The organism is Maritimibacter dapengensis, assembly GCF_019218265.1.
GTDB lineage: Bacteria > Pseudomonadota > Alphaproteobacteria > Rhodobacterales > Rhodobacteraceae > Maritimibacter > Maritimibacter dapengensis.
Genome location: NZ_JAHUZE010000002.1, coordinates 1,122,737 through 1,144,680, shown reverse-complemented (window position 1 = coordinate 1,144,680; position 21,944 = coordinate 1,122,737). Strand labels below are relative to the sequence as shown.

The 21,944-nt window shown below is 62.6% G+C and carries 16 protein-coding genes; 9 read left to right on the top strand and 7 right to left on the bottom strand.

Annotated features, from left to right (window positions below; genetic code table 11):
- Positions 1-45 precede the first annotated feature (45 nt).
- The 3 genes from KJP28_RS11975 (at position 46) to KJP28_RS11965 (ending at position 5,146) form a co-directional block, all read left to right on the top strand.
- Positions 46-573, top strand: coding sequence for a component of SufBCD complex (locus KJP28_RS11975; RefSeq protein ID WP_218392757.1), 528 nt, complete (start codon positions 46-48; stop codon positions 571-573).
- Between the two features lie 41 nt (positions 574-614).
- Entirely contained in the window at positions 615-4,088 is a 3,474-nt protein-coding gene (gene mfd / locus KJP28_RS11970; protein ID WP_218392756.1) for a transcription-repair coupling factor, read from the top strand.
- Between the two features lie 98 nt (positions 4,089-4,186).
- A complete protein-coding gene (locus tag KJP28_RS11965; RefSeq protein ID WP_218392755.1) occupies positions 4,187-5,146 on the top strand; it encodes a hypothetical protein in 960 nt (319 codons plus the stop codon).
- Here KJP28_RS11965 and KJP28_RS11960 read toward each other — a convergent pair.
- The 3 genes from KJP28_RS11960 to KJP28_RS11950 all read right to left on the bottom strand — a co-directional run bounded on the left by KJP28_RS11960 (position 5,143) and on the right by KJP28_RS11950 (position 8,663).
- Positions 5,143-6,369 (bottom strand): multidrug effflux MFS transporter, encoded by a 1,227-nt coding sequence (locus tag KJP28_RS11960; RefSeq protein ID WP_218392754.1) that lies wholly within the window; start codon positions 6,367-6,369, stop codon positions 5,143-5,145. The two genes, KJP28_RS11965 and KJP28_RS11960, sit on opposite strands and share 4 nt — an antisense overlap.
- Positions 6,370-6,445: 76 nt before the next feature.
- Complete coding sequence (locus tag KJP28_RS11955) at positions 6,446-7,102, bottom strand: DsbA family oxidoreductase (protein ID WP_218392753.1); 657 nt, start codon at positions 7,100-7,102, stop codon at positions 6,446-6,448.
- 46 nt (positions 7,103-7,148) lie between these two features.
- A complete protein-coding gene (locus KJP28_RS11950; protein WP_218392752.1) occupies positions 7,149-8,663 on the bottom strand; it encodes an acyl-CoA synthetase in 1,515 nt (504 codons plus the stop codon).
- A 64-nt stretch (positions 8,664-8,727) separates the two neighbouring features.
- On the opposite strand from KJP28_RS11950, the gene KJP28_RS11945 reads away from it, so the two are divergent.
- The 3 genes from KJP28_RS11945 (at position 8,728) to KJP28_RS11935 (ending at position 11,416) form a co-directional block, all read left to right on the top strand.
- Entirely contained in the window at positions 8,728-9,357 is a 630-nt protein-coding gene (locus tag KJP28_RS11945; protein WP_218392751.1) for a helix-turn-helix domain-containing protein, read from the top strand.
- A gap of 95 nt (positions 9,358-9,452) precedes the next feature.
- Positions 9,453-10,724: an MFS transporter gene (locus tag KJP28_RS11940; RefSeq protein WP_218392750.1), complete on the top strand. Its 1,272-nt coding sequence runs from the start codon at positions 9,453-9,455 to the stop codon at positions 10,722-10,724.
- Between the two features lie 119 nt (positions 10,725-10,843).
- Complete coding sequence (locus KJP28_RS11935; RefSeq protein ID WP_218392749.1) at positions 10,844-11,416, top strand: DUF924 family protein; 573 nt, start codon at positions 10,844-10,846, stop codon at positions 11,414-11,416.
- Here the strand turns inward: KJP28_RS11935 and KJP28_RS11930 are convergent.
- Positions 11,413-13,140 carry a DUF4153 domain-containing protein gene (locus tag KJP28_RS11930; RefSeq protein ID WP_218392748.1) on the bottom strand — a complete coding sequence of 576 codons (1,728 nt, stop codon included), beginning with the start codon at positions 13,138-13,140 and terminating at the stop codon, positions 11,413-11,415. The genes KJP28_RS11935 and KJP28_RS11930 overlap by 4 nt on opposite strands.
- Before the next feature lie 143 nt (positions 13,141-13,283).
- Here KJP28_RS11930 and lpdA point away from each other — a divergent pair, with 143 nt between their 5' ends.
- Positions 13,284-14,678 (top strand): dihydrolipoyl dehydrogenase, encoded by a 1,395-nt coding sequence (gene lpdA, locus KJP28_RS11925; RefSeq protein WP_218392747.1) that lies wholly within the window; start codon positions 13,284-13,286, stop codon positions 14,676-14,678.
- A 69-nt stretch (positions 14,679-14,747) separates the two neighbouring features.
- Here the strand turns inward: lpdA and KJP28_RS11920 are convergent, their stop codons facing one another.
- Together KJP28_RS11920 and KJP28_RS11915 are read right to left on the bottom strand one after the other, a co-directional pair.
- Complete coding sequence (locus tag KJP28_RS11920) at positions 14,748-15,116, bottom strand: rhodanese-like domain-containing protein (RefSeq protein WP_255552317.1); 369 nt, start codon at positions 15,114-15,116, stop codon at positions 14,748-14,750.
- A gap of 122 nt (positions 15,117-15,238) precedes the next feature.
- Complete coding sequence (locus KJP28_RS11915) at positions 15,239-17,713, bottom strand: vWA domain-containing protein (RefSeq protein WP_218392746.1); 2,475 nt, start codon at positions 17,711-17,713, stop codon at positions 15,239-15,241.
- Positions 17,714-17,870: 157 nt separating this feature from the next.
- Between KJP28_RS11915 and uvrA the strand changes: the two genes are divergently transcribed.
- Together uvrA and KJP28_RS11905 are read left to right on the top strand one after the other, a co-directional pair.
- On the top strand, positions 17,871-20,756 hold the full coding sequence (gene uvrA, locus KJP28_RS11910; RefSeq protein WP_218392745.1) for an excinuclease ABC subunit UvrA: 2,886 nt from the start codon (positions 17,871-17,873) through the stop codon (positions 20,754-20,756).
- Positions 20,753-21,154 (top strand): NUDIX hydrolase, encoded by a 402-nt coding sequence (locus KJP28_RS11905; protein ID WP_218392744.1) that lies wholly within the window; start codon positions 20,753-20,755, stop codon positions 21,152-21,154. Before uvrA ends, KJP28_RS11905 begins: the two co-directional genes overlap by 4 nt.
- Here the strand turns inward: KJP28_RS11905 and KJP28_RS11900 are convergent.
- Positions 21,151-21,879, bottom strand: coding sequence for a hypothetical protein (locus tag KJP28_RS11900; protein WP_218392743.1), 729 nt, complete (start codon positions 21,877-21,879; stop codon positions 21,151-21,153). The two genes, KJP28_RS11905 and KJP28_RS11900, sit on opposite strands and share 4 nt — an antisense overlap.
- Positions 21,880-21,944: the final 65 nt, after the last annotated feature.

The window sequence follows — 21,944 nt, the reverse complement described above, 5'->3', positions numbered from 1 at the left end:
CGTATTGTCGCGCGAAACAAGGACCGAGAACGGGCAGGCAGCACGGTGGACTGGTATTCAGCCGTATTCGAATTGATCGACATGCGATCATTTTCCAACCTGTGGTACTGGATCGCGCTCGCCGCCGTCTGGTCGCAGACGAGCCGTTACGTGCTGGGTGTGCCCTACGACATGATCCAGCGTGCGGACCGGCATGGCGGCCAACCCGAGATCGACTTGGAAGACATGGTGCGCATCAATTGCAATCGTCTGCTCTACGTCGCCAACACGTCGGGTTTGTGGATCGTGGGCATCCTTGCAATGCTCATGACCTCGATGATCCTCATCGCTTTCGTCTACGATGTCGAGTTTGCGCAGGCGGTGTTCTTGCTGGGCGCACCCATGCTGGTCGTGGGTTTCCTGTCGCTCAACACCGCGCGGGTCATTCAGGAACAGGGCCTGACCGGCAAGGCGCTTCGCAAAAGAATGCACCGGCATCGCACCGCCACGCAGTTCGTCGGCATGGTCGCCATCTTCGTCACCGCGCTTTGGGGCATGTATCAGAACATGACCATAGGCGCGCTCGGCCAGTGATCCGTGGTTGACACGCGGCGCTGACGGGGTAGGTCCGGGCCATGACGGATCGCAATCACATCACCCTTTCAGGCGCCCCTGAAGGCTTTGACGCCCAACTCGTGGCCAAGGAGCTTGCCCAAAGCGGTGGGCCGGTGATTCACATTGCGCGCGACGAAAAGCGCATGGCCGCAATGCAGGCGGCCCTGGGCTTTTTCGCCCCGGATGCGACCGTCCTGACTTTTCCCGGGTGGGATTGTCTGCCTTACGACCGCATGTCCCCCAATCCCAATGTCGCGGCGGCGCGCATGGCGACGCTCGCCGCGCTCGCGCATGGCGTGCCGGGGCGGTTCATCCTGTTGACGACCCTCAACGCCGCCACTCAGAAGGTGCCCGCGCGCGCTGTTTTGAAAGAGGCGAGTTGGTCCGCCGCCGTCGATAACCGCATCGACGTGGATGGTTTGCGGGCGTTCCTGGTGCGCATGGGATTCTCGCAGGCTCCGACCGTGACCGAGCCCGGTGATTTCGCGGTGCGCGGCGGGATCATCGACATATACCCGCCCGGTGACGAGGGCCCGGTGCGTCTCGATCTTTTCGGTGACGTGCTCGACGGGGCGCGCCGGTTCGACCCGGCAACCCAGCGCACGACCGAGAACCTCTCTGTCGTCGAACTTGCGCCCGTGTCCGAGATCATTCTCGACGACGCCTCGATCGCGCGGTTTCGCCAGAACTATCGGGTGGAATTCGGGGCGGGCGGCACCGAAGATCCGCTGTACGAGGCGGTGTCCGCAGGGCGCAAGCATCAGGGTATGGAGCATTGGCTGGCGTTCTTCCACGACAGGCTCGAGACCCTGTTCGACTATCTCTCGGACGCCAGCGTGATGCTCGACGATCAACTGGAACCTGCCCGGATCGCCCGGTGGGCCTCAATCGCCGACCAATACGAAACCCGGAAACTGGCGTTGGCGGACCGTTCGCGGCTCGACACGGTTTATAAACCCGCGCCGCCCGAAGGCCTTTATCTCGACGACACCGGCTGGGCACAGGCGGTGGCGCATCATCGGGTGATACAACTGGTTGCGCTGCCACAGGCCACGGGGCCGGGGGTGCTCGATGGTGGCGGGCGGATCGGGCGCAATTTCGCGCCAGAACGCCAACAGGAAAAGGTAAATCTTTTCGAAGCTTTGGCGCAGCATGTTAGAGTGCGGCGAGAGGAGGGGCCGGTCATCGTCGCCTCCTATTCCGAGGGCGCGCGCGAGCGAGTCGGAGGGCTGCTTGCCGACGAGGGTCTGACCGCTGCTTCCGAGATCGTGGACTTTCGAGACGTGCCGGACGATCGTGGCGGGCTCTACCTCGCTGTCTGGCCGCTCGAGCACGGGTTCGTGGCACCTGGCCTCACGGTCATTTCCGAGCAGGACGTGCTGGGCGATCGGTTGATCCGGCCGGCGAAGAGAAAGCGCCGCGCCGAGAACTTCCTGACCGAGCACCAGAGCCTCACGCCGGGCGAGTTGATCGTCCATGTCGATCATGGCGTCGGCATCTACCAGGGGTTGGAAACGATCACCGCCGCCGGTGCGCCTCACGATTGCGTGGCGCTGGAATACGGGGGCGGGGACCGGCTGTTCCTGCCTGTCGAGAATATCGAACTCCTGTCGAAATACGGACATGAGCAAGGGCTTCTCGACAAGCTCGGCGGTGGTGCGTGGCAGGCCAAGAAGGCGCGGCTCAAGGAGCGCATTCGCGAGATCGCGGACAAGCTTATCCGGCTGGCCGCCGAACGCCACCTGCGCAAGGCGCCCGTATTGGAAGCGCCACACCACGCGTGGGAGGAATTCGCGGCCCGGTTCCCCTATACGGAAACCGACGATCAGCTCTCGGCCATCGCGGACGTGATGGAGGACATGGCAGCGGGTCAGCCGATGGACCGGCTCGTCTGTGGCGACGTGGGGTTTGGCAAGACCGAGGTGGCCATGCGCGCGGCCTTTGTCGCGGCGATGTCGGGCAAACAGGTCGCCGTGATCGCGCCTACCACGCTCCTCGCGCGTCAGCATTACAAGAGTTTCTCTGACCGTTTCCGAGGCTTTCCGATCCAGGTCAGCACCCTGTCGCGTTTCGTGAGCCAGGGGCAGGCGACGCGCACCCGTGAGGGGATGAAGGACGGGACCGTCGACATCGTCGTGGGCACCCACGCGCTGCTGGCCAAGGGGGTCAGGTTCAAGGATCTGGGCCTTCTGGTCATCGACGAAGAGCAGCGTTTCGGCGTGACCCACAAGGAACGGCTTAAGGAGCTGCGCTCGGACGTCCATGTCCTGACCCTGTCGGCCACGCCCATTCCGCGGACTTTGCAGATGTCGCTCACCGGTGTGCGCGATCTGTCGATCATCGGCACGCCACCGGTAGACCGCCTGTCGATCCGCACTTACGTGTCGGAATTCGACACGGTGACGATCCGCGAGGCGCTCCTGCGCGAACATTACCGGGGCGGGCAGAGCTTTTTCGTCGTGCCGCGGGTCAAGGATTTGCGCGAAATCGAGGAATTCCTCACTGAACACGTCCCGGAGGTCAGCTTCGTCACCGCGAATGGCCAGATGGCGGCGGGTGAGTTGGACGACCGGATGAACGCCTTTTATGACGGCAAGTTCGACGTGCTGGTGGCCACGACCATCGTCGAATCCGGGCTCGATATTCCCACGGCGAACACCATGGTCGTCTGGCGCGCCGATATGTTCGGGCTGGCGCAGCTTTACCAAATCCGGGGCCGGGTGGGGCGCTCGAAGACCCGTGCTTATGCCTATCTCACCACCAAGCCCCGCGTGCCGCTCACGCCCGGTGCCGAGAAACGCCTGCGCGTCCTGGGCAGTCTCGACAGCCTTGGCGCAGGGTTCACGCTGGCCAGCCAGGACCTCGATATTCGTGGTGCCGGCAACCTCCTGGGCGAGGAGCAGTCGGGCCAGATGAACGAGGTGGGTTACGAGCTTTACCAGAACATGCTCGAAGAGGCGATTTCCAAGATACGTTCGGGCGAGCTCGAGGGGCTTACGGAACATGACGAGCAATGGGCGCCGCAGATCAATCTCGGCGTGCCGGTCATGATCCCGGAGGCCTATGTGCCGGACCTCGACGTGCGGCTCGGGCTTTATCGCCGCTTGTCCGATCTGACCACCAAGGTCGAGCTTGAAGGTTTCGCCGCCGAACTCATCGACCGTTTCGGGAAGCTGCCGAAAGAGGTCAATACCCTGCTCCTCGTGGTGCGGATCAAGGCCATGTGCAAACGGGCAGGGATCGCACGGCTCGACGGTGGGCCGAAGGGCGCGACGATCCAGTTCCACAATGACAAATTCGCCTCGCCCGAGGGACTCGTCGAGTTCATTCAGGCGCAGCGTGGACTTGCCAAGGTGAAGAACAACAAGATCGTCATCCGCCGCGACTGGAAAAAAGAGTCCGACAAGATCAAAGGCGCATTCGCCATCGCCCGTGACCTTGCCGAAAAGGTCGTGGCGGAAAAGAAAAAGGCGAAGGCCGCGAAGCGCGCCTGAACCCCAGAACAGTTCGCTGAATGCCCCGGACGAACCGTCGCATTTGCAATATTCAAAAAATTGAATATAAGTTATCGACTCGGTTTTCGGAGACTGCAATGCAACAGATCATTCTCGTCGTCTTGGCCATCGTTCTTGGCCTTGGTTTCGGCGCGCTCACCGGCGGCTTCGCGTTTTCATCGCTTGTCTGCGTCGTGGCGGGCGTGTTTCTGGTGACGCCGTCGCTCTTCAAGTTCGACACCCACGACCTGAAACTTGTCGGGCACCATATGCCGACCTTCGGGCGAAACCTGGCGATCAATTACCTGATCCTGCCGCTCATCGCACTGGTGATCGGGTTCGCGAGCCGTGACATCGGCATCGCCGGCGCGTTGTTCCTGCTGGCGCTGTTGCCCGGTGGTGGCATGGTGATGATGTGGATCAAGACGTCCGGTGCGAATCCGAAACTGGGCTTTATCCTGTTCATGCTGAACCTTGCGCTTCTGCTCCCGGTCACATTGGTCTTTTCGCAGTTCTTCGATCTCGCCAGCCCTTACTTCCCGGCACCGGACCTGAGCCAGACAACCGCGGCAACCGGGCGTTCTGTGCGGCCTTTCGCACCTTTCGTGATCCTGATCGTGATCCCGTTCCTGCTGTCTCGCCTCGCGCGCGCCTCTTCGCCGAAGCTCATCAGCTTCGTCGAGCGGCATCAGCAGATCATTTCCAAAGCGACCATGTTCGGGATCGTGTTCTACCTCTTCTCGCTCTCCACCTCGCAGATGCTCTTTTCCGTAGAACTGATGGCACTTGCGAAAGCCGTGGTCGCGACGGCGGCTTTCTATGCTGCCGCAGTGCTGGTCGCCGGCATGGTGACGAAGGACACGCCCGAGGGCCGCGCGGTCTACTGGCACGTGGTGACGCGTTACATCACGCTCGCGCTGATCCTCGCCGTATTCTCGATCGACACGTTCGGGGCGACTTTCATCCTGCCGGTCATGGTGGCCTATTTCATCCAGATCGGCGCGGCGGGGGCACTTCGCTCGCGCATGCTGGCGCGAAGCGGCGCGATGCCCGCCTAGGCCCGGTCGCGCTTCATGTCCGTGACCACCAGCGACAGCGCGATGGCCGAGCAGATCGTGGCACCGAGCATGATCGGGCGTGGCGTGCCGTCGAAAGCCTGACCAAGGGGCGCGGCGATGAACATGGCCGCCCCCATGCCGACCGCCCCGATGACGGCGGCGGCGGTCCCGGCCAGATGACCCAGGGGTTCCATCGCCAGAGCCGTCACGTTGCCCAGCGTCAGGCCGTTGATGAAGAACAGGGACAGCGACCAAAGGCCGAAGACCAGGATGCGGACCCAGGGCGGCGCGGCGTCCAGCGCGCCCGAGGCGAAGAGCGTGAACGCGAGTGCGGCGAAGACCATCTGGCTCCCGAAGGCCCAGATCAGCATTCGACGCATGCCGACACGCACAACGAGTCTAGAATTCAGAAATCCGGCGCCGGCGGCGAAGACAGAGACGCAGGCGAAATAAAGCGGGAACGCGTCGCCCACGTTCATCGCATCGACCCAGAGCTGCTCGGCGGAGCTGAGATAGGCGATGAACTGGCCGTACATCATGACCTGAACCAGCACGTAGCGGGCCGAAACCGGGGTGGTCAGCACCTCTCGCGCGGCGGCCAGGATCGGGCGCAGGCGAAACGCCCGGCGGTATTGCGGCGCAAGCGTTTCGGGCTGTCTGACCAGATACCAAGTCAGGATCGTGACACCGAACGCCATGTAGACGACGAACAGGCCGCGCCAGCCTACGGCCCAGATGATCTGTTGGCCGATCAGCGGCGCCATGGCCGGAACCACGACGAAGACCATGAAGATCAGCGAGGCGACCCGCGCCTGTTCGGCGCCCGAAAACATGTCGCGCGTCACCGCCTGGCTGATCGTGCGGGTTGCGGCGGCACCCATGCCCATCACCAACCGAAGGGCGAGGAGCATTTCGAGAGAGCTGGCAAAAGCGGCGAGGGCCGAGGCGATCACGTAAAGTCCGATCCCGGCGGCCAGCGCCCGTCGCCTGCCTATTGAGTCGGAAAGCGGGCCGAAGATCAGCATTCCGATCCCGCTTCCCAGTATGAAGGCGCTGATGATGAATTGTGTGCGCGACTTGTCATCCGGGGCAAGCGTTGCGGCGAGGTCGCTCATCGCGGGCAGGATCGAATCCGTCGAGAAGGCCATCAGCGACATGAGCGCGGCCAGAAGCGCGACCAGTTCCGGTGTGCCGAGGCGTGTTTGGGGGCGTACGAGGGCCATGTCCTACCTTTCACGCCCTCGTTACGCCCGCACAGTCAGAATGGCCAGTGATCGGACCTGTGCAGTGACGCAGAAGTCAGTGGGTGGTGTCGTCGCTCTCGCGCAATCCCTGCTGGATCTCGTCGATAACTTTGAGCCACAGATCGGTGGGCTGCGCCCCCGGCACGACATGCTGGTTGGCGATGACGAAAGTCGGCACAGCGTTCACGCCTTTCTCGCGGGCGTCGATGTCACGCGCGCGAATGTTGGCTTCATCCGCGCCGGTTTCGAACAGGCGTTCGACCATCTCTCGATCCATGCCGGTGCCTTCGGCGATGTCGCCGAGAACGGCGCGGTCCCCGATGTCGCGACCGTCGACGAAATACGCCTGAAACAGCCGGGAGACGGTGGCGGTCTGACGTCCCTCCAGATGCGCCCAGTGGATCAGGCGATGAGCATCGATGGTAGATGGCGTGCGCTCGATTTTGTCGAGGTTGATCGTCAGGCCGCTCGCCTCGGCCTCTTTCTGAACTGGGAGATAGGCCTGAACCGCCCCATCCTTGCCACCGAACTTGGCCTCGAGATAGGCGCGCCGGTCCATCCCGTCCGCGGGCATGTCGGGGTTCAGCATGAACGGGTGCCATTCGATTTCGAACGGGTGGTCGGGCCTTTCCAGAAGCGCTGCGTCGAGCCGGGCCTTGCCGATATAGCACCAGGGGCAGATCGGGTCGGAGAAGATGTAGAGTTTTACCATGAGCCTCACCTAACGCCCCCGGCGGGAAATGTCATCTGCTGAGCGGTCACAAACGGGCGCGCAAGTCTCGGCGCAGGAGTTTGTTGTTTGCGCCCTTCGGCAGGCTTTCGACGGCGATGAAGCGGCGTGGGCATTTGTAATGCGCAAGGTTCGCTTCGGCGTGGGCCGAAAGGTCGCCGTCCGGCACCGGGTCGGTTTCGGGGACATAGAAGCAGGCGATGACCTTGGCGTCGGCCTTGACCTGCCATTCCACAGCGGCGGCCTCATGCACGCCGGGGTGGCGGGTCATCGCGGCCTCGACCTCGATGGGCGAGACGCGGTAGCCGCCCGCGTTCATCATGTCGTCGTCGCGTCCGAGATAGGTGATCGCACCGTCTGTGGCCATTTCCACCATGTCGCCGGTCAGGAACCATTCGCCCCGATACCGCGCGCGTGTTTCATCCTCGGCGCCGTGGTAGCCCAGCATCAGGCCGGGATCACTGGCATGGACCGCGAGCACGCCGGGGGCGCCGCGCGGCACAGGACCGTCAGCACCGATGACCGCGATTTTCCGGCCCGGCTGGGCGTATCCAAGCGCTCCGCTCGGGGCAGGGTGTCGGGGGTTGCCGGAAACGAAGGTCGAGCATTCCGACATGCCGAATGCTTCGTGAAGTGTGGTGCCCGTGGCCTCCTGCCAACCCGCGCGGATGGTTTCGGCCAGCTTCTCGCCCGCGGACAATCCGTGGCGCAAGACGGGGCAGGGCGGCAGGCCTGCACGCAGCATCTGACGGTAGACGCCGGGCGCGGCGGCGAAGATGGTGACGTTTTCCGACGCGATCAGCGCAGGCAGGTCGGACGGCGTATGACCTGCGCCCGCGATCAGTGCGGTCGCGCCGCGCGACCACGGGTCCATGAGACCGGTGCCGAGCGTGTAGGTCCAATTGAACGCGCCCGCGTGCATGACGCGGTCATTCGACGTCAGGCCATACCAGCCCTCCCACATCATCCGCCGCGCCCAGATCGCGCGATGGGCATGGACCACAGCGCGGGGCTGGCCAGACGTGCCGGAGGTAAAGATCGCGTAAGCGGGGCGGTCCGGATCTCCCATGTCAAAGGGCGCGGGCGCGTGATCCGCGAATTCGTGTAAGCTTCTTTCGCTCAAGACCGGTATGGCGGGCGCGTGGGGGAGTGCGACACCGTGTCCTGCAATGACCAAGGCAGGGGCGAGGTCAGCGGCCATGCCAGTGATCTCGCGCTCGGTCAGCTGCGACGAGGTCGGCACCGGCACCAGCCCGGCGGCAATGCAGCCCAGAAACGCCAGAGGGAATTCCACTGTGTTCCCGAGCCGCAGCAGAACCCGCTCGCCGGGCGTGAGACCTAGCGCGAGAAGACCGCCCGCGATGCCCTGAACGGTGCGCCGGAGTGCACCGAACGTCCAATCCTGCCGCGCAGAGCCATCGCCGACGATCCGCAGCGCCAGCCGGTTGTCCGGCGCGCCGCCATCCTCCAGCACGTATTGCGCCATGTTGAAGACGGCGGGAGGAGGAGGCAGTGCGGGGCCGGGGGCGTCGATGGACAACATGCGCCTTTCCTGCCCCCAAGTCCTGCCAGTTGCAATGAGATTACCGGGCAGGCTAAAACGCGCCATGACCGAGAGCCGCCCAGATCAGCCAAGCCTCATCCGGCTCGCACGCGAGAGCGGCGTGGATGGCCCCGATCCACAACCCGTGGACCTGGGTGAACGGGTGCGAGAATTGCGCAAGTCGCGGGGCTGGACGCTGGAACAGGCCGCGAAACAAGCGGGGCTCGCACGATCGACGCTCTCCAAGATTGAAAACGGTCAGATGTCGCCCACGTTCGAGGCGCTGAAAAAGCTGTCCGTCGGTCTGGAGATCACCATGCCGCAGCTCTTCACGCCCCCGGACGATCCGCGCGTCTCGGGTCGCATGGCGGTAACCAAATCGGGCGAAGGCCAGACCCACCCGACGACGACCTATGAGCACGAACTGCTCGCATCGGCGCTGACCAAAAAGGCGATGCTGCCCTACCGCGCCCGTGTGCGCGCCCGCAGCTTCGAGGAATTCGACGGCTGGGTGCGCCACGACGGGGAAGAGTTTCTCTACGTCCTGACCGGCGAAATCCGGCTGATTACGGAATTCTACGAACCGGTCGACATGAAACGGGGCGATAGTGCTTACTACGACGCGTCGATGGGCCATAACGTGATCTCCATATCGCAGGACGACGCCACTATTCTGTGGGTCACGGCGCTGTGAGACCGTGATACGGCTGTTGCCACCTGGCGCAGAATCATGATGCCTGTCGGCCAACGCACCAAGCGCCAAACGGTGACATCAAGAAGGCACGTCACATGATCCAAGTTCTCGGTACGTCCTGGGCGCTTTTCCTCGGCATGATGCTTCTCATGGTGGGCAACGGCATCCAGGGGACCCTGCTCGGCATACGGGGTGGTATTGAAGGGTTCTCGACCGAGGCGATGTCGATCGTCATGGCGAGTTATTTCGCGGGATTCCTATTCGGGTCGCGTGCCGCGCCGGAGATGATCCGGCGCGTGGGCCATGTCCGTGTCTTTGCGGCCCTGGGCAGCTTCATCTCGGCGGTCCTGATCCTCTATCCCGTCGCTGCTGATCCCTGGGCCTGGTCTTTCCTGCGCCTTCTGACCGGATTTTGCTTCTCGGGCGTCTACGTGACCGCCGAAAGCTGGCTCAACAACAATGCGACCACCGAGAACCGGGGCAAGGCGCTCGGGATCTACATGATCGTGCAGATGGCCGGGATCATCACAGCTCAGGGTCTGATCGCAATTGGCGACCCGTCGGGTTTTTTTCTCTTCATCCTGCCCAGCGTGCTCGTCTCGATTTCGTTCGCGCCGATCCTGCTTTCCGTTTCCCCTACGCCTGCGTTTGGAACCTCGAAACGTATGACACTGCGCGAATTGTTCGGCGCATCGCCTCTGGGCGTCGTCGGTATGCTTCTGGCCGGGGCCGCCAATGCCGCGCAGTTCGGTATGGCCGCCGTTTTCGGGACGGCGATCGGGCTGTCGGTGCAGCAACTGACGCTGTTCGTGGCGATGTTCTACATCGGGGCGCTGGTTCTTCAGTTTCCTCTCAGTTTCCTGTCGGACCGGATCGAACGTCGTCGCCTCATCATCGTGACCGCCGGAATTGCGGCAGGTGCCGCGGTGTTCCCCGCATTCTACCAGAGTTTCCCTGCTTTGCTCGGCGCGGCCTTCATCATCGGGGGCATGATCGGGCCGCTCTACGCGCTGCTTATCGCCTATACGAACGATTACCTCGAATACGAACAGATGGCCTCGGCGTCGTCGGGTCTGATGTTCATCAACGGGGTTGGGGCGATTACCGGTCCGATTGCGACAGGCTGGATCATGGGGCGGTTCGGTGCGAGCGGCTTCTTCGTGGTTCTGACGGTCACGCTCGGGCTCATTGTCGCGTACGGGCTCTATCGCGCGACTCGCCGTCCTGCGGTGCCGGTCGAGGAGACGTCCTCCTACGTCGCGGTCATGGCGCAATCCTCGCCCGTGGCGATGGAACTTGCGCAGGAAGTCTATGCTGACGCGGTCGAAGAGGCCCTGGAGGAGCGTGGCGCGAAACAATCCTCGTGAAACGAGTGTCAGCGTTTCAATTATGCGCTACCCACCGCGCAATAAACGGATATTTCCTTGCTCGAATGTGAAATTTTTGTAACCTCGAAGGAGGGGTGCAATAGGCCAAGGAGGGTAACATGGCCAATCCTGAGGAGATCCTCAGCTACTGGATCGACGAGGTCGGACCAAAGGGCTGGTATGAAGGATCAGAGGAGCTGGACGCGGACATTCGCGACAAGTTCTACGAGACGTGGGTGGCGGCACAGCAAGGGGCATTGTCACTGTGGCTCACATATCCCAGCGGGACGCTTGCCTACATCATTTTGAACGACCAGTTTTCCCGGAACATGTTCCGGGGAGAGGGCAAGGCGTTTTCGTCCGACAAGGCCGCCATGGCGGCTGCAAAATGCGCGATCGACAAGGGCTGGGACTTGAAGATCGACGAACCGGCGCGGCAGTTTTTCTATCTGCCGCTGATGCATTCGGAATGTCTGGTCGATCAGGACCGCTGCGTGCGGCTGATGCTGACGCGGATGCCCGAGACCGGCGCGCCGAACCTGCTTCACGCCAAGGTCCACCGCGAGGTGATCAGACGGTTCGGTCGCTTCCCGTATCGCAACGAAGCCCTGTCGCGTCAGACGACGCTTCCCGAGGCTGCGTTCGTGAACGAGGGCGGCTATGGCGCGGTGCTCAGGGAATTGTCCGCTTAACGGCGATTGGGTGCCACGAAGCCGTCGTCGAGCCTGAGTTCCAATGCGCGTGACGGAACGATTTCGAACGCGCCGTTCAGGATGTCGTCGATGAGCGCCGGGCCCGGTGTGACGCCGGGCGTGTCGAAATACCCGCCGCGTTCTGCGGCGATTTCGATGTTCGATCCGTTCCAATAGACGATGATGATCTCGTCGCCGGGGGATGGGAGAAAATCAGCCACGACCGCGACGCAAGCGGGGGCCCCTTCGGGAGTGACGTATCGCGTGCAGCCTGTATGGGCGAGCCTTTGTTGATACTCGGGCAGGTCGGTGAGCAGGCGGCCGGGGTCCACACCTTCGGGCCGATACGCGAGCCTTTCTTCAAGGTCCGCTCGGAGGTCCTCTGTCGAGACGGGGCCACCCGCTGATTGCCTCGGATTCAGATCGCCGTTGTCGAGGGCTTCGATGCGCGCGGCCACCTTGTCATGCTGCGGGTGGGACGTGTCGCGATATGGCGCAAACGCGCGTGTGCCCGCGCGCCCCCAGACACGCGTGATCCGCCAAAGGTCAAGTTCGTCTGCCGGCACCTCACCGCGGTCGAAGCGGGCGAGTTGCGAGCGGGCCGAGATCCGCTCGGCGTTCAGGATCGGTGTAAGCCAGATCGCTGCGACGGCGAGTGTGACAAGAGCCATTGCGATGTTGCTACGCCGCATAAGGGCTTTCCAATCGGTGCTAAACAGGGCCGCAACGTAGCAAAGGCCGTATGCCATCAGAAGAAGACCGATCGTGCAGGCGAGCACGCGGTCCGGTGTCCAGCCATATTGCCCAACCCGTTCCGCCACCGCCCAGACAGCGAGTGCTGCGAGAACGAGCGAAAGCACGGCGCCGACGCGGGCCGAGAGGAGGAGCGTCGGTGCCGAGGCGCTTTCGTCGTCGGTTCGGTCGAGCGTGACGGTCACCAGCGTGATGAGGGTGATTGCCATCGTCATGACCGTCGCCCCGGCCGAGATGTTACCGAGAAGCGCAGACAGCCCCTGGATGGGAGCGATGATGGTAAAAATGACGCTCACGCCCGCGACTGGGGGCAACAGGAGCCTCAAGAGCCTGAGCACGATCTTGGGCGAAATCAGATGGCGCAACTCGTGCACGACCGCGAGCGCAAGACCAAGGACTGCGCCGGTCAGAACAGACGGCACCGGGTCGATGTCCGCAAAGTCGCGCAGAGCGTCGATCCCGACGAGTTCCAGGATCGCGGACGACAGAAAGTAGAGGCCCCAGAAAACGCCGGCGAAAATCGCTGCCACGACATAGCGGACGACGATCTCCCAAGCCCGGGAGAAGAGGGCGGGGTAGTCGTGCCATGTTGTGTCCGGGTCAAGGACCGCAAGCGCGAAGGGCGTGGCGACGAACACGATGATGGCACCCGCGAGAAAACCGTGGTTCGCGTCGGCCATGTTGTCGAGATCATGGAAGCGCAGGGTGAAAATCGCCATGAGAGCACTGACGGGAAGTGCGATGGAGAGAGCACTGCGGACCGCGCGTGACGCTGACAGGGGACCGAGCGCGATCAGCAGAACCAGAAAGAACGCGCCCACGCCAGAAACCAGCGCGGCAATGAGCAGGGGCGATTCCGTCACTTTGGGCAAGATTTCGACGAGCGCATAGGCCGACAAACCCGCCACTGCGCCGCAGGCCGACAAAACGGCGCGACTACGCGCGACGCCAGTTTCGTGAATATCGACCATTTTCAACGCCTTCCCTATCTGTCAGGCTGAACTTGTCCACAGCGCGACCGCGAAAGCAAGGAATTGACGTTGGGACAGGGAGGGTGATTGAACCGTCTGTGAAACTAGTTTAAGGGTAAACTACTTTTCGTAAGGAGCATCTGATGGCCGACAATAGCTTTGATCTGATCGTGGTGGGGTCCGGCCCCGGTGGCTATGTCGCCGCGATCCGTGCTGCCCAATTGGGATTGAAAACCGCCGTGATCGAGCGCGAGCATCTGGGCGGTATCTGCCTCAACTGGGGCTGCATCCCGACCAAAGCGCTTTTGCGCTCGGCCGAGGTCTATCACCTCATGCACAGAGCCAAGGATTTCGGGCTTTCGGTCCAGAAGCCAGACTACGACCTCGACGCGGTGGTCGATCGTTCGCGTGGCGTCGCGAAACAGCTTTCGGGCGGCGTCCAGCACCTGCTCAAGAAGAACAAGGTTACCGTGTTCATGGGCGAGGGCAGCATTCCCGCGAAGGGCAAGGTGTCGGTCAAGACCGACAAGGGCACCGAAGAGCTCACCGCCAAGAACATCATTCTCGCCACCGGCGCACGCGCCCGCGAATTGCCGGGGCTCGAGGCGGACGGCGATCTCGTCTGGACCTACAAGCACGCGTTGAAGCCGCCGCGGATGCCCAAGAAGCTCCTCGTCATAGGTTCGGGTGCCATCGGGATCGAATTCGCCAGCTTCTTCAACACGCTCGGCGCGGATACAACCGTGGTCGAGGTCATGGACCGGGTGCTCCCCGTCGAAGATGCCGAAATTTCGGCCTTCGCCAAGAAGCAGTTCGAGAAACAGGGTATGAAGATCCGCGAGAAGTCGACGGTCAAGAAATTGGACCGTGGCAAAGGTAAGGTCACGGCGCATATCGAAAAGGATGGCAAGACCGAGACGCAAGAGTTCGACAGCGTGATTTCGGCGGTCGGGATCGTCGGTAATGTCGAGGGCCTCGGCCTTGAGGAGTTGGGCATCAAGGTCGATCGCACCCATGTCGTGACTGACGAGTATTGCCGCACCGGGGTCGACGGGATCTATGCCATCGGTGACATCGCCGGCGCGCCCTGGCTTGCGCACAAGGCGAGCCACGAGGGCGTCATGGTTGCCGAACTCATTGCCGGGCAGCATGCCCATCCGGTGAAACCCGAAAGCATCGCGGGCTGCACCTATTGCAACCCGCAGGTCGCGAGCGTCGGGATGACCGAGGCCAAGGCCAAGGAAGCTGGCTATGACATCAAGGTCGGCAAGTTCCCCTTCATCGGCAACGGCAAGGCCATTGCGCTCGGCGAGTCGGAGGGCATGGTCAAGACCGTGTTCGACGCCAAGACCGGGGAGTTGCTGGGTGCGCATATGGTCGGCGCGGAAGTGACCGAACTAATCCAGGGATACGTCGTCGGGCGACAGTTGGAGACCACCGAAGAAGACCTGATGAACACCGTGTTCCCGCACCCGACACTATCGGAAATGATGCACGAAAGCGTGCTCGACGCTTACGGGCGCGCGATCCACTTCTAGGATCGGGCAGGACACGGAAAAAGTGGAAAGGCGGGCAGTGCGCCCGCCTTTATCTTGCGTGGTACAGGCTCAGGCGCGTTCGATCTCGCCGCCCGCCATTTGCCAGTGACCCAACCCGCCGATGTTGGACACCTCGAAGCCGAAGTTCTGGAACACCTGCGCGGCCATCGATGACCGGGCACCGGAGGCGCAATAGACTGCAATGGGTTTCGACTGGTCGAGCGCCGGGTTGAAATCGGGCGAAGAAGGGTCGGCCTGCATACGGATCACGGCGAGCGGAATGTGGACCGCGCCTTTGGCTTTGCCCGACATGGCAAGCTCTCCCGCATCGCGGACATCGACCACGACGACATCTCCGGTCGCGGCTTTCTCGACAGCGTCTTTGGCCGTCATACCAGGGGTGCGCGGCTGGCCGCCGCTGCGAAGCATGTTGAACATCGTTTGTTTCCTCGAACTTGTGCGCAACGCGGTGGCGTAGCGGTGTGTCTTGCGTTGGGAGGAAAGATATTCAAAAAGATGAATATTACAAGCCCCCCAACGAAATCGCTGCCGAAACCCGCCTACTCGATGGTGATCGGCGTGGTCGTGAGGATCCGGGTCTCGGTCCCGGCAAAGATATAGCGCAACTCGTATTCACCCGGCGTTTCAGGCAGATCGAGCGTCCCTGTGCCGCCCTCACGGGCATAGACGTAGTCGATGTACTTGTTGGGTGCGGCGCCGGGTTCGGCCACCACGACATAGTCACGCTGGTAATTCGGCCCCTCCCATGTCACGTCGATGCGCTCATCTCCGATCACGCCGGACACATTCGCGGTGACGTCGGTGACGGTGATCGGGCGCGTTGCGATCACCTGCCGGGGCTGGGCGCTCAGGACATAGCGCACGAAATACTCTCCGGGCATCGCGGGTGCCGTGATCTGGGCGGGACTGCCCGACTTCGTATATTCATAAGCTTCGTAATCGTTCGGCGTGTCGTCGTTGGTCGAAATGTCGAGCCAGTCGTTCTTGGTGTCAGGGCCGGTCCAGTCGACGGCGACTTGCGACCCCGCCACGACGCTCGCAGGTGCGGAAAGCGTGACTTGGGCGGCCTCGACCGTCAGGGCCGCACGTGCAAGCACGTCGCTCTGGTCGGCGTTGGGGATATAGCGCAGCTCGTAGTCGCCCGGTTCGCCCGGCACTTCGATCTTCATCGGACTGCCTTCGCTTGTGTAGGTGTAGGTCACATAGCCGGGCTCTCCGGCTTTACCGATACCGATGTAGTCGCTCTTGTAGTCGGGGCCTTCCCACGTCACCTCGATCTCGGTTCCGACGGTCGCGGACGCGGGGCCGGAGACCGTGGCGCTGACTTCGGTCAGGGCCAGGGGCGTGGCCGCAAGGATCTTGCGGCCCTGCGACAAGATATAGCGGATCTCGTAATCGCCCGGCTCGATCGGGGTCTTCACCTCAAGCGGGTTGGTGCCCTTGGTGTAGGCATAGGTCTCATACCCGCTGTCGTCATCGACCCGCGAAATGGCGATGTAGTCGGCATCCGCGTCAGGGCCCTCCCACGTCACCTCGATGGTCGATCCGGCAATCGCTTCGACCGGACCTTCGACCGAGACCGTCGCCGGACTGACTTCGAAGGTTTCCGACCGCGCCGCGATCTCGCGAGAGGCGCTGAGAACGTAACGCAGTTCGTAGGTGCCTTCCTCGGTCGGCATGTCGAGGGACAAGGGCGAGCCTTTGTTGGTGTAGGTGTATGCTTCATACCCGCTATCGTCGGGTTTCGAGACTGTGATGTAGTCGCTTGTGTAATCCGGGCCCGTCCAGACGATATTCTCTGCCGTGCCGACGGTCGCGGCCTCGGGTACGGTGAGGGTGATGTCGAGCGGCGTCACTTCGATGGTCGTGCTTCCCAGGATGTCGCGACCATCGCCCAGAACGTAGCTGATCGTCGCGGTGCCGGCGACGGGCGGCATACGCAGGGTCAGGGTGTCTCCTTCTGCATCTGTGACATTCGCGTATTCGTCGTAGAACCCGGGTTTCATGCCCTCACGGGCGGACGATATGTAATCGCCACCGCCGCGGGGCCCGGTGAACGTCACGTCGACAAGCGAGCCGGCCGGGGCCGACGCAGGTGCTTCGACGGTGGCAGGCGGGGCGTATTCGGGCAGGGCGATCACGACGACCTGACCTTCGGTCGTCACCGAGTATGTCGCCTCCGCGCTGGCCTCGTCCACGAGCCGAAGGACCGTTGCCGTACCCTCGGTGGCTTCTTCCAGAGTGAAGGCGGGGGAGGCTTCGTCGGCCCCGTCTGCGAGCGTCGCGTCGCCGGCGGAGATCGACCAGATCAGCCCGTCAGTGATGACCGGACCGCCTTCGCCATCGGTGGCGCGGAAGGTTATATTGATCATCGCCGGTTGGGGTTCCGGGGCAGGGGCGGCGGCCACTTCGGTCAGCGCGTCCGCCAGTTCACCTGCGTCGTCCGCGGTGCGGAACGTGCCGCCGGTCTCATCGGCAAGGCATTGAAGCTGAGCGCGGGCCGCAGGGTCGGCCACGTCGAAGCCGATGACATGGGCGGTGAACCCGACGCCGGTTTGTTCCAATTGGCGACCGACCTCACAGGGGTCGTAGTCACAGGTCTCTATCCCATCCGAGACGAGGATCACCGTCGCGACCTCCTCGGAGTATTTGAGCGCTTCGGCGGCCTGAATGACGGCGGCCGAGAGCGGTGTCTTGCCCACCGGGGAAATGCCGTTGACTGCGGCGGCCAGGGCAGCGCGATCGGTGCCGGGTTCCGCGAGGAGTTCAATATCACCGCAATCGCCTTTGGTCCGGTGTCCATAGGCCATGAGACCGAGCGCCTGATCTTCTGGCAGGCTGTCGAGAAGCCCTCCGACCACGTCCCGCGCGATCACGATCTTGTTCACCCCGTCGATCTGTCCCCACATCGAACCGGATCCGTCGAGCACGAGGATCGCGTTGGCGCGGTCCTGCGCCAGTGCGAGGTTGGAAAAGCCAAGGATTACAAGGACGGACAGCAAAATGCGAAACATGAGGTTCCTCCAAAGGCAAAGATCAATGCCGGGACGCTAGCCGATGGGAGCGCATTCGGAAACGGAATTAATCCGATTGTTCCGCTTTCGTTCTCATTTTTCGTTTGCGCCTGCGACTGCATCCACTATCTATGGACCTGTCGTTTCGAGGTGGGTCATGGCTGAACTCAAGTTCATCGAAGTGCGCGGGGCGCGCGAGCACAATCTCAAGAGCATCGACGTGGACATTCCGCGCGACGAGCTTGTGGTTATTACCGGCTTGTCCGGGTCGGGCAAATCTTCTCTCGCCTTTGATACGATCTATGCCGAGGGGCAAAGGCGGTATGTCGAAAGCCTGTCGGCCTATGCGCGCCAGTTCCTCGACATGATGGAAAAGCCTGACGTGGACCATATCGCGGGCCTGTCCCCTGCGATTTCCATCGAACAAAAGACCACGTCGAAGAACCCACGTTCGACCGTGGGCACCGTGACCGAGATTTATGACTACCTCCGGCTTCTGTTCGCCCGCGCGGGCACGCCTTACAGCCCCGCCACCGGGCTGCCCATCGAGGCACAGCAGGTGCAGGACATGGTCGACCGGGTGATGGAGATGGAGGAGGGCACGCGGGGCTACCTGCTGGCCCCCATCGTTCGGGATCGGAAGGGCGAGTATCGCAAGGAATTCCAAGAGCTTCGCAAGCAGGGCTTCCAGCGGGTCAAGGTCGATGGGGCGTTTTATGAGCTCGAAGACGCGCCGACGCTCGACAAGAAATTCCGCCACGACATCGACGTCGTTGTGGATCGGATCGTGGTGCGTGAGGGCATGGAGCAACGGCTGGCCGACAGTTTCCGCACCGCGCTCGACCTCGCCGATGGGATCGCGATTTTGGAGACCGCGCCGAAAGACGGCGAGCCGGAGCGCATGACGTTTTCCGAAAACTTCGCTTGTCCCGTCTCGGGTTTCACCATTCCTGAAATCGAACCGCGACTGTTCTCCTTCAACGCGCCGTTCGGTGCCTGCCCGACCTGCGATGGTCTGGGGCAGGAGCTTTTCTTCGACGAACGTCTCGTCGTGCCCGATGCGGCGCTGCAAGTCTACGACGGGGCCATCGCGCCGTGGCGAAAGGGCAAGTCGCCCTATTTCCGCCAGACCATCGAGTCGATCGCGCGGCATTACGAGTTCGACTACACGACGCCGTGGAAGGACCTGCCGGAGCACGTTCAGAAGGTGTTTCTGCGCGGCTCGGGCGACGAAGAGATCAAGTTCCGTTTCGACGAAGGCGGGCGGGTCTACGAGGTGACGCGTCCCTTCGAGGGCGTCATCCCGAACATGGAGCGTCGCTACCGCGAGACCGACAGCAACTGGGTGCGCGAAGAATTCGAGCGGTATCAGAACAACCGGCCCTGTGGCGATTGCGGCGGCTACCGGCTGCGCGAAGAAGCGCTGGCGGTGAAAATCGGCCCGTCCGGCGGCAAGCCAGAGGCGCGCTTGCACGTCGGTCAGGTCGTGCAGATGTCGATCCGCGAAGCATACGACTGGTGCGAAGAGGTGCCGAACCACCTGAGCGCCCAGAAGAACGAAATCGCCCGCGCGATCCTCAAGGAGATCCGCGAACGGCTTGGGTTTCTTAACAACGTCGGTCTCGAATACCTGACGCTCAGCCGTAACGCCGGCACGCTGTCGGGCGGCGAAAGCCAGCGGATCAGGTTGGCAAGTCAGATCGGGTCCGGGCTGACCGGGGTTCTCTACGTGCTCGACGAGCCGTCCATCGGTCTGCACCAGCGCGACAACGGTCGGCTTCTGACAACGCTCAAGAACCTGCGCGATCAGGGCAATACGGTGATCGTGGTCGAGCACGATGAAGAAGCGATCCGAGAGGCGGATTACGTGTTCGACATCGGGCCGGGGGCAGGCGTGCATGGCGGGCAGGTCGTGTCCAAAGGCACGCCGCCGGAGATTGCGGCGGATGCCGGGTCGATCACTGGCCAATACCTGTCAGGCGTGCGCGAGATCGCTGTGCCGCTCGAACGGCGCGAGGGAAATGGCAAATCCGTGACCGTCGTCAAGGCAACCGGCAACAATCTTCAGGGTGTGACGGCCGAGTTTCCGCTGGGCCGGTTCGTCTGCGTCACAGGCGTGTCGGGCGGGGGGAAGTCCACCCTGACCATCGAGACGTTGTTCAAGACTGCCTCGATGCGGCTCAATGGTGCACGCCAGACGCCCGCACCCTGCGAAACGATCAAGGGGCTCGAGCATCTCGACAAGGTCATCGACATCGACCAACGCCCAATCGGGCGCACGCCCCGTTCGAACCCGGCGACCTATACGGGCGCTTTCACCCCGATCCGCGACTGGTTCGCCGGTCTGCCGGAGGCAAAAACGCGCGGCTACAAGCCGGGGCGGTTCAGCTTCAACGTCAAGGGCGGCCGCTGCGAGGCCTGTCAGGGCGACGGGGTCATCAAGATCGAGATGCATTTTCTGCCTGACGTTTATGTCGAATGCGAGACCTGCAAAGGCAAACGCTACAATCGCGAAACGTTGGAAATTCAATTCAAAGGCAAGAGCATAGCCGACGTTCTTGATATGACGGTCGAAGAGGCGCAGGAGTTTTTCAAGGCCGTTCCCTCGATCCGCGAAAAGATGGATGCGCTCATGCGCGTTGGGCTGGGCTATATCAAGGTCGGGCAACAAGCGACGACGTTGTCGGGCGGCGAGGCGCAGCGCGTCAAGCTGTCGAAGGAGTTGTCGAAACGCTCGACCGGACGCACGCTCTACATTCTCGACGAACCCACGACCGGGCTTCATTTCGAGGATGTGAAGAAGCTTCTCGAAGTGCTCCATGAGCTTGTCGATCAGGGCAATACGGTCGTGGTGATCGAACACAACCTCGACGTGGTGAAGACCGCGGACTGGATCCTCGACATCGGCCCTGAGGGCGGCGATGGCGGGGGCACGCTCGTCGCCACCGGCACGCCTGAAGATGTGGCTGCCGTTCAAGGCTCGCATACGGGCTATTACCTCAAGGACATGCTGAAACCCAAGAAACGCACGGCGGCGGAATGACCCCGACCCGCGCTGCGATGGCGGTCGTGGTGCGGGAGGGGCATGTTTTGCTCGTCCAACGGCGCAAGCCCCCGGATGCGGGGCTATGGGGCTATCCCGGCGGGCATCTCGATCCCGGGGAAAGCCACGAGACCGGCGCGCTTCGGGAATTGCATGAGGAGACAGGCGTGCTGGCCCGGTCGATAGCGGTTCTGGACGTGTTGGAAATCCGGGCCGAGGGCTATGCATTCGACCTCGCCGCCGTATTGTGTGCGCATGTCGCGGGTGAACCCGTCGCAGCGGACGACGCAATGGCGGCAGAATGGGTGCCGATCGGGGACGTGCTGGCGCGCAGGCCCCCCATGAGCGACCGTGTGGACGAGGTGCTGGAGGCCGCTCTCAGGGCGCTCGCGCGTTAGGCGCGGGCGCGCGGGCGCTGAAGGTTCAAGGTAATTCTTCGCACCATGATCGCGGTCAGGAAGACAGCACCGGCTAGCGCCACGCCAGCGACGATCCAGACATCGCCGAAATTCTTGATGACGATGGCGAGAAGCGCCCAGATCACGCTGGTGAAATACACCCATTCATCACGCCGACCGGCATGGATGAAAAGCGCGGTCCCAAGCGCAAGCAGGATCGCAAGGATGGCCCAGCCCACTTCATCGAGCAGGAGCCCGAACCCGGCCCCGGTGAGGCCCAGAGAGGCGAAGCTCGCCGCAGTCAGCCAGCCGGTGTAGAACGCAACTGGGGCGACCGCCCACCAGCGGTCGCGCTCAGGCGCACGGTGCATGGCAAGGGCGGCCGTGATCAGCATGGCGAAGATCAGAATCGTCGCCCAGATGGCCGAGATCATGGCGATGGGGAGCCAGGCCGTTCCGATCACCAGCGAAATTAGGAGTGGCATCCGCATCCGGTCCCAATCCGCAACGTCATGCCGCCGCAGCAGACCAAACCCGGTCGAAGCGATGAGCCACAGGTAGATTGGCCCCCAGATCGCAAAGGCATAGCCCGCTGGCTGCACAGGCGGATCGACCTGCGGGTTCGGGTAGAGATTCGGGTCGAGGCCGCCGAAGCCCGGAACCATGAACGGCCCGAGCGCGAAGGTGACGGCGGCAACAAATAGCAAAATGGCCTTGGCGCGCATGATGTGTCCTCGTTTTCCTGGATAACGCGTAAAAGTAGGTCATGGTTCACTTGTCGCTTGCCCGT

Excerpts from the sequence above, each read along its gene's own strand:
- mfd (WP_218392756.1), top strand. The coding sequence starts at position 615 with ATGACGGATCGCAATCACATCACCCTTTCAGGCGCCCCTGAAGGCTTT.
- KJP28_RS11965 (WP_218392755.1), top strand. The coding sequence starts at position 4,187 with ATGCAACAGATCATTCTCGTCGTCTTGGCCATCGTTCTTGGCCTTGGT.
- KJP28_RS11960 (WP_218392754.1), bottom strand. The coding sequence starts at position 6,369 with ATGGCCCTCGTACGCCCCCAAACACGCCTCGGCACACCGGAACTGGTC.
- KJP28_RS11955 (WP_218392753.1), bottom strand. The coding sequence starts at position 7,102 with ATGGTAAAACTCTACATCTTCTCCGACCCGATCTGCCCCTGGTGCTAT.
- KJP28_RS11950 (WP_218392752.1), bottom strand. The coding sequence starts at position 8,663 with ATGTTGTCCATCGACGCCCCCGGCCCCGCACTGCCTCCTCCTCCCGCC.
- KJP28_RS11945 (WP_218392751.1), top strand. The coding sequence starts at position 8,728 with ATGACCGAGAGCCGCCCAGATCAGCCAAGCCTCATCCGGCTCGCACGC.
- KJP28_RS11940 (WP_218392750.1), top strand. The coding sequence starts at position 9,453 with ATGATCCAAGTTCTCGGTACGTCCTGGGCGCTTTTCCTCGGCATGATG.
- KJP28_RS11935 (WP_218392749.1), top strand. The coding sequence starts at position 10,844 with ATGGCCAATCCTGAGGAGATCCTCAGCTACTGGATCGACGAGGTCGGA.
- KJP28_RS11930 (WP_218392748.1), bottom strand. The coding sequence starts at position 13,140 with ATGGTCGATATTCACGAAACTGGCGTCGCGCGTAGTCGCGCCGTTTTG.
- lpdA (WP_218392747.1), top strand. The coding sequence starts at position 13,284 with ATGGCCGACAATAGCTTTGATCTGATCGTGGTGGGGTCCGGCCCCGGT.
- KJP28_RS11920 (WP_255552317.1), bottom strand. The coding sequence starts at position 15,116 with ATGTTCAACATGCTTCGCAGCGGCGGCCAGCCGCGCACCCCTGGTATG.
- KJP28_RS11915 (WP_218392746.1), bottom strand. The coding sequence starts at position 17,713 with ATGTTTCGCATTTTGCTGTCCGTCCTTGTAATCCTTGGCTTTTCCAAC.
- uvrA (WP_218392745.1), top strand. The coding sequence starts at position 17,871 with ATGGCTGAACTCAAGTTCATCGAAGTGCGCGGGGCGCGCGAGCACAAT.
- KJP28_RS11905 (WP_218392744.1), top strand. The coding sequence starts at position 20,753 with ATGACCCCGACCCGCGCTGCGATGGCGGTCGTGGTGCGGGAGGGGCAT.
- KJP28_RS11900 (WP_218392743.1), bottom strand. The coding sequence starts at position 21,879 with ATGCGCGCCAAGGCCATTTTGCTATTTGTTGCCGCCGTCACCTTCGCG.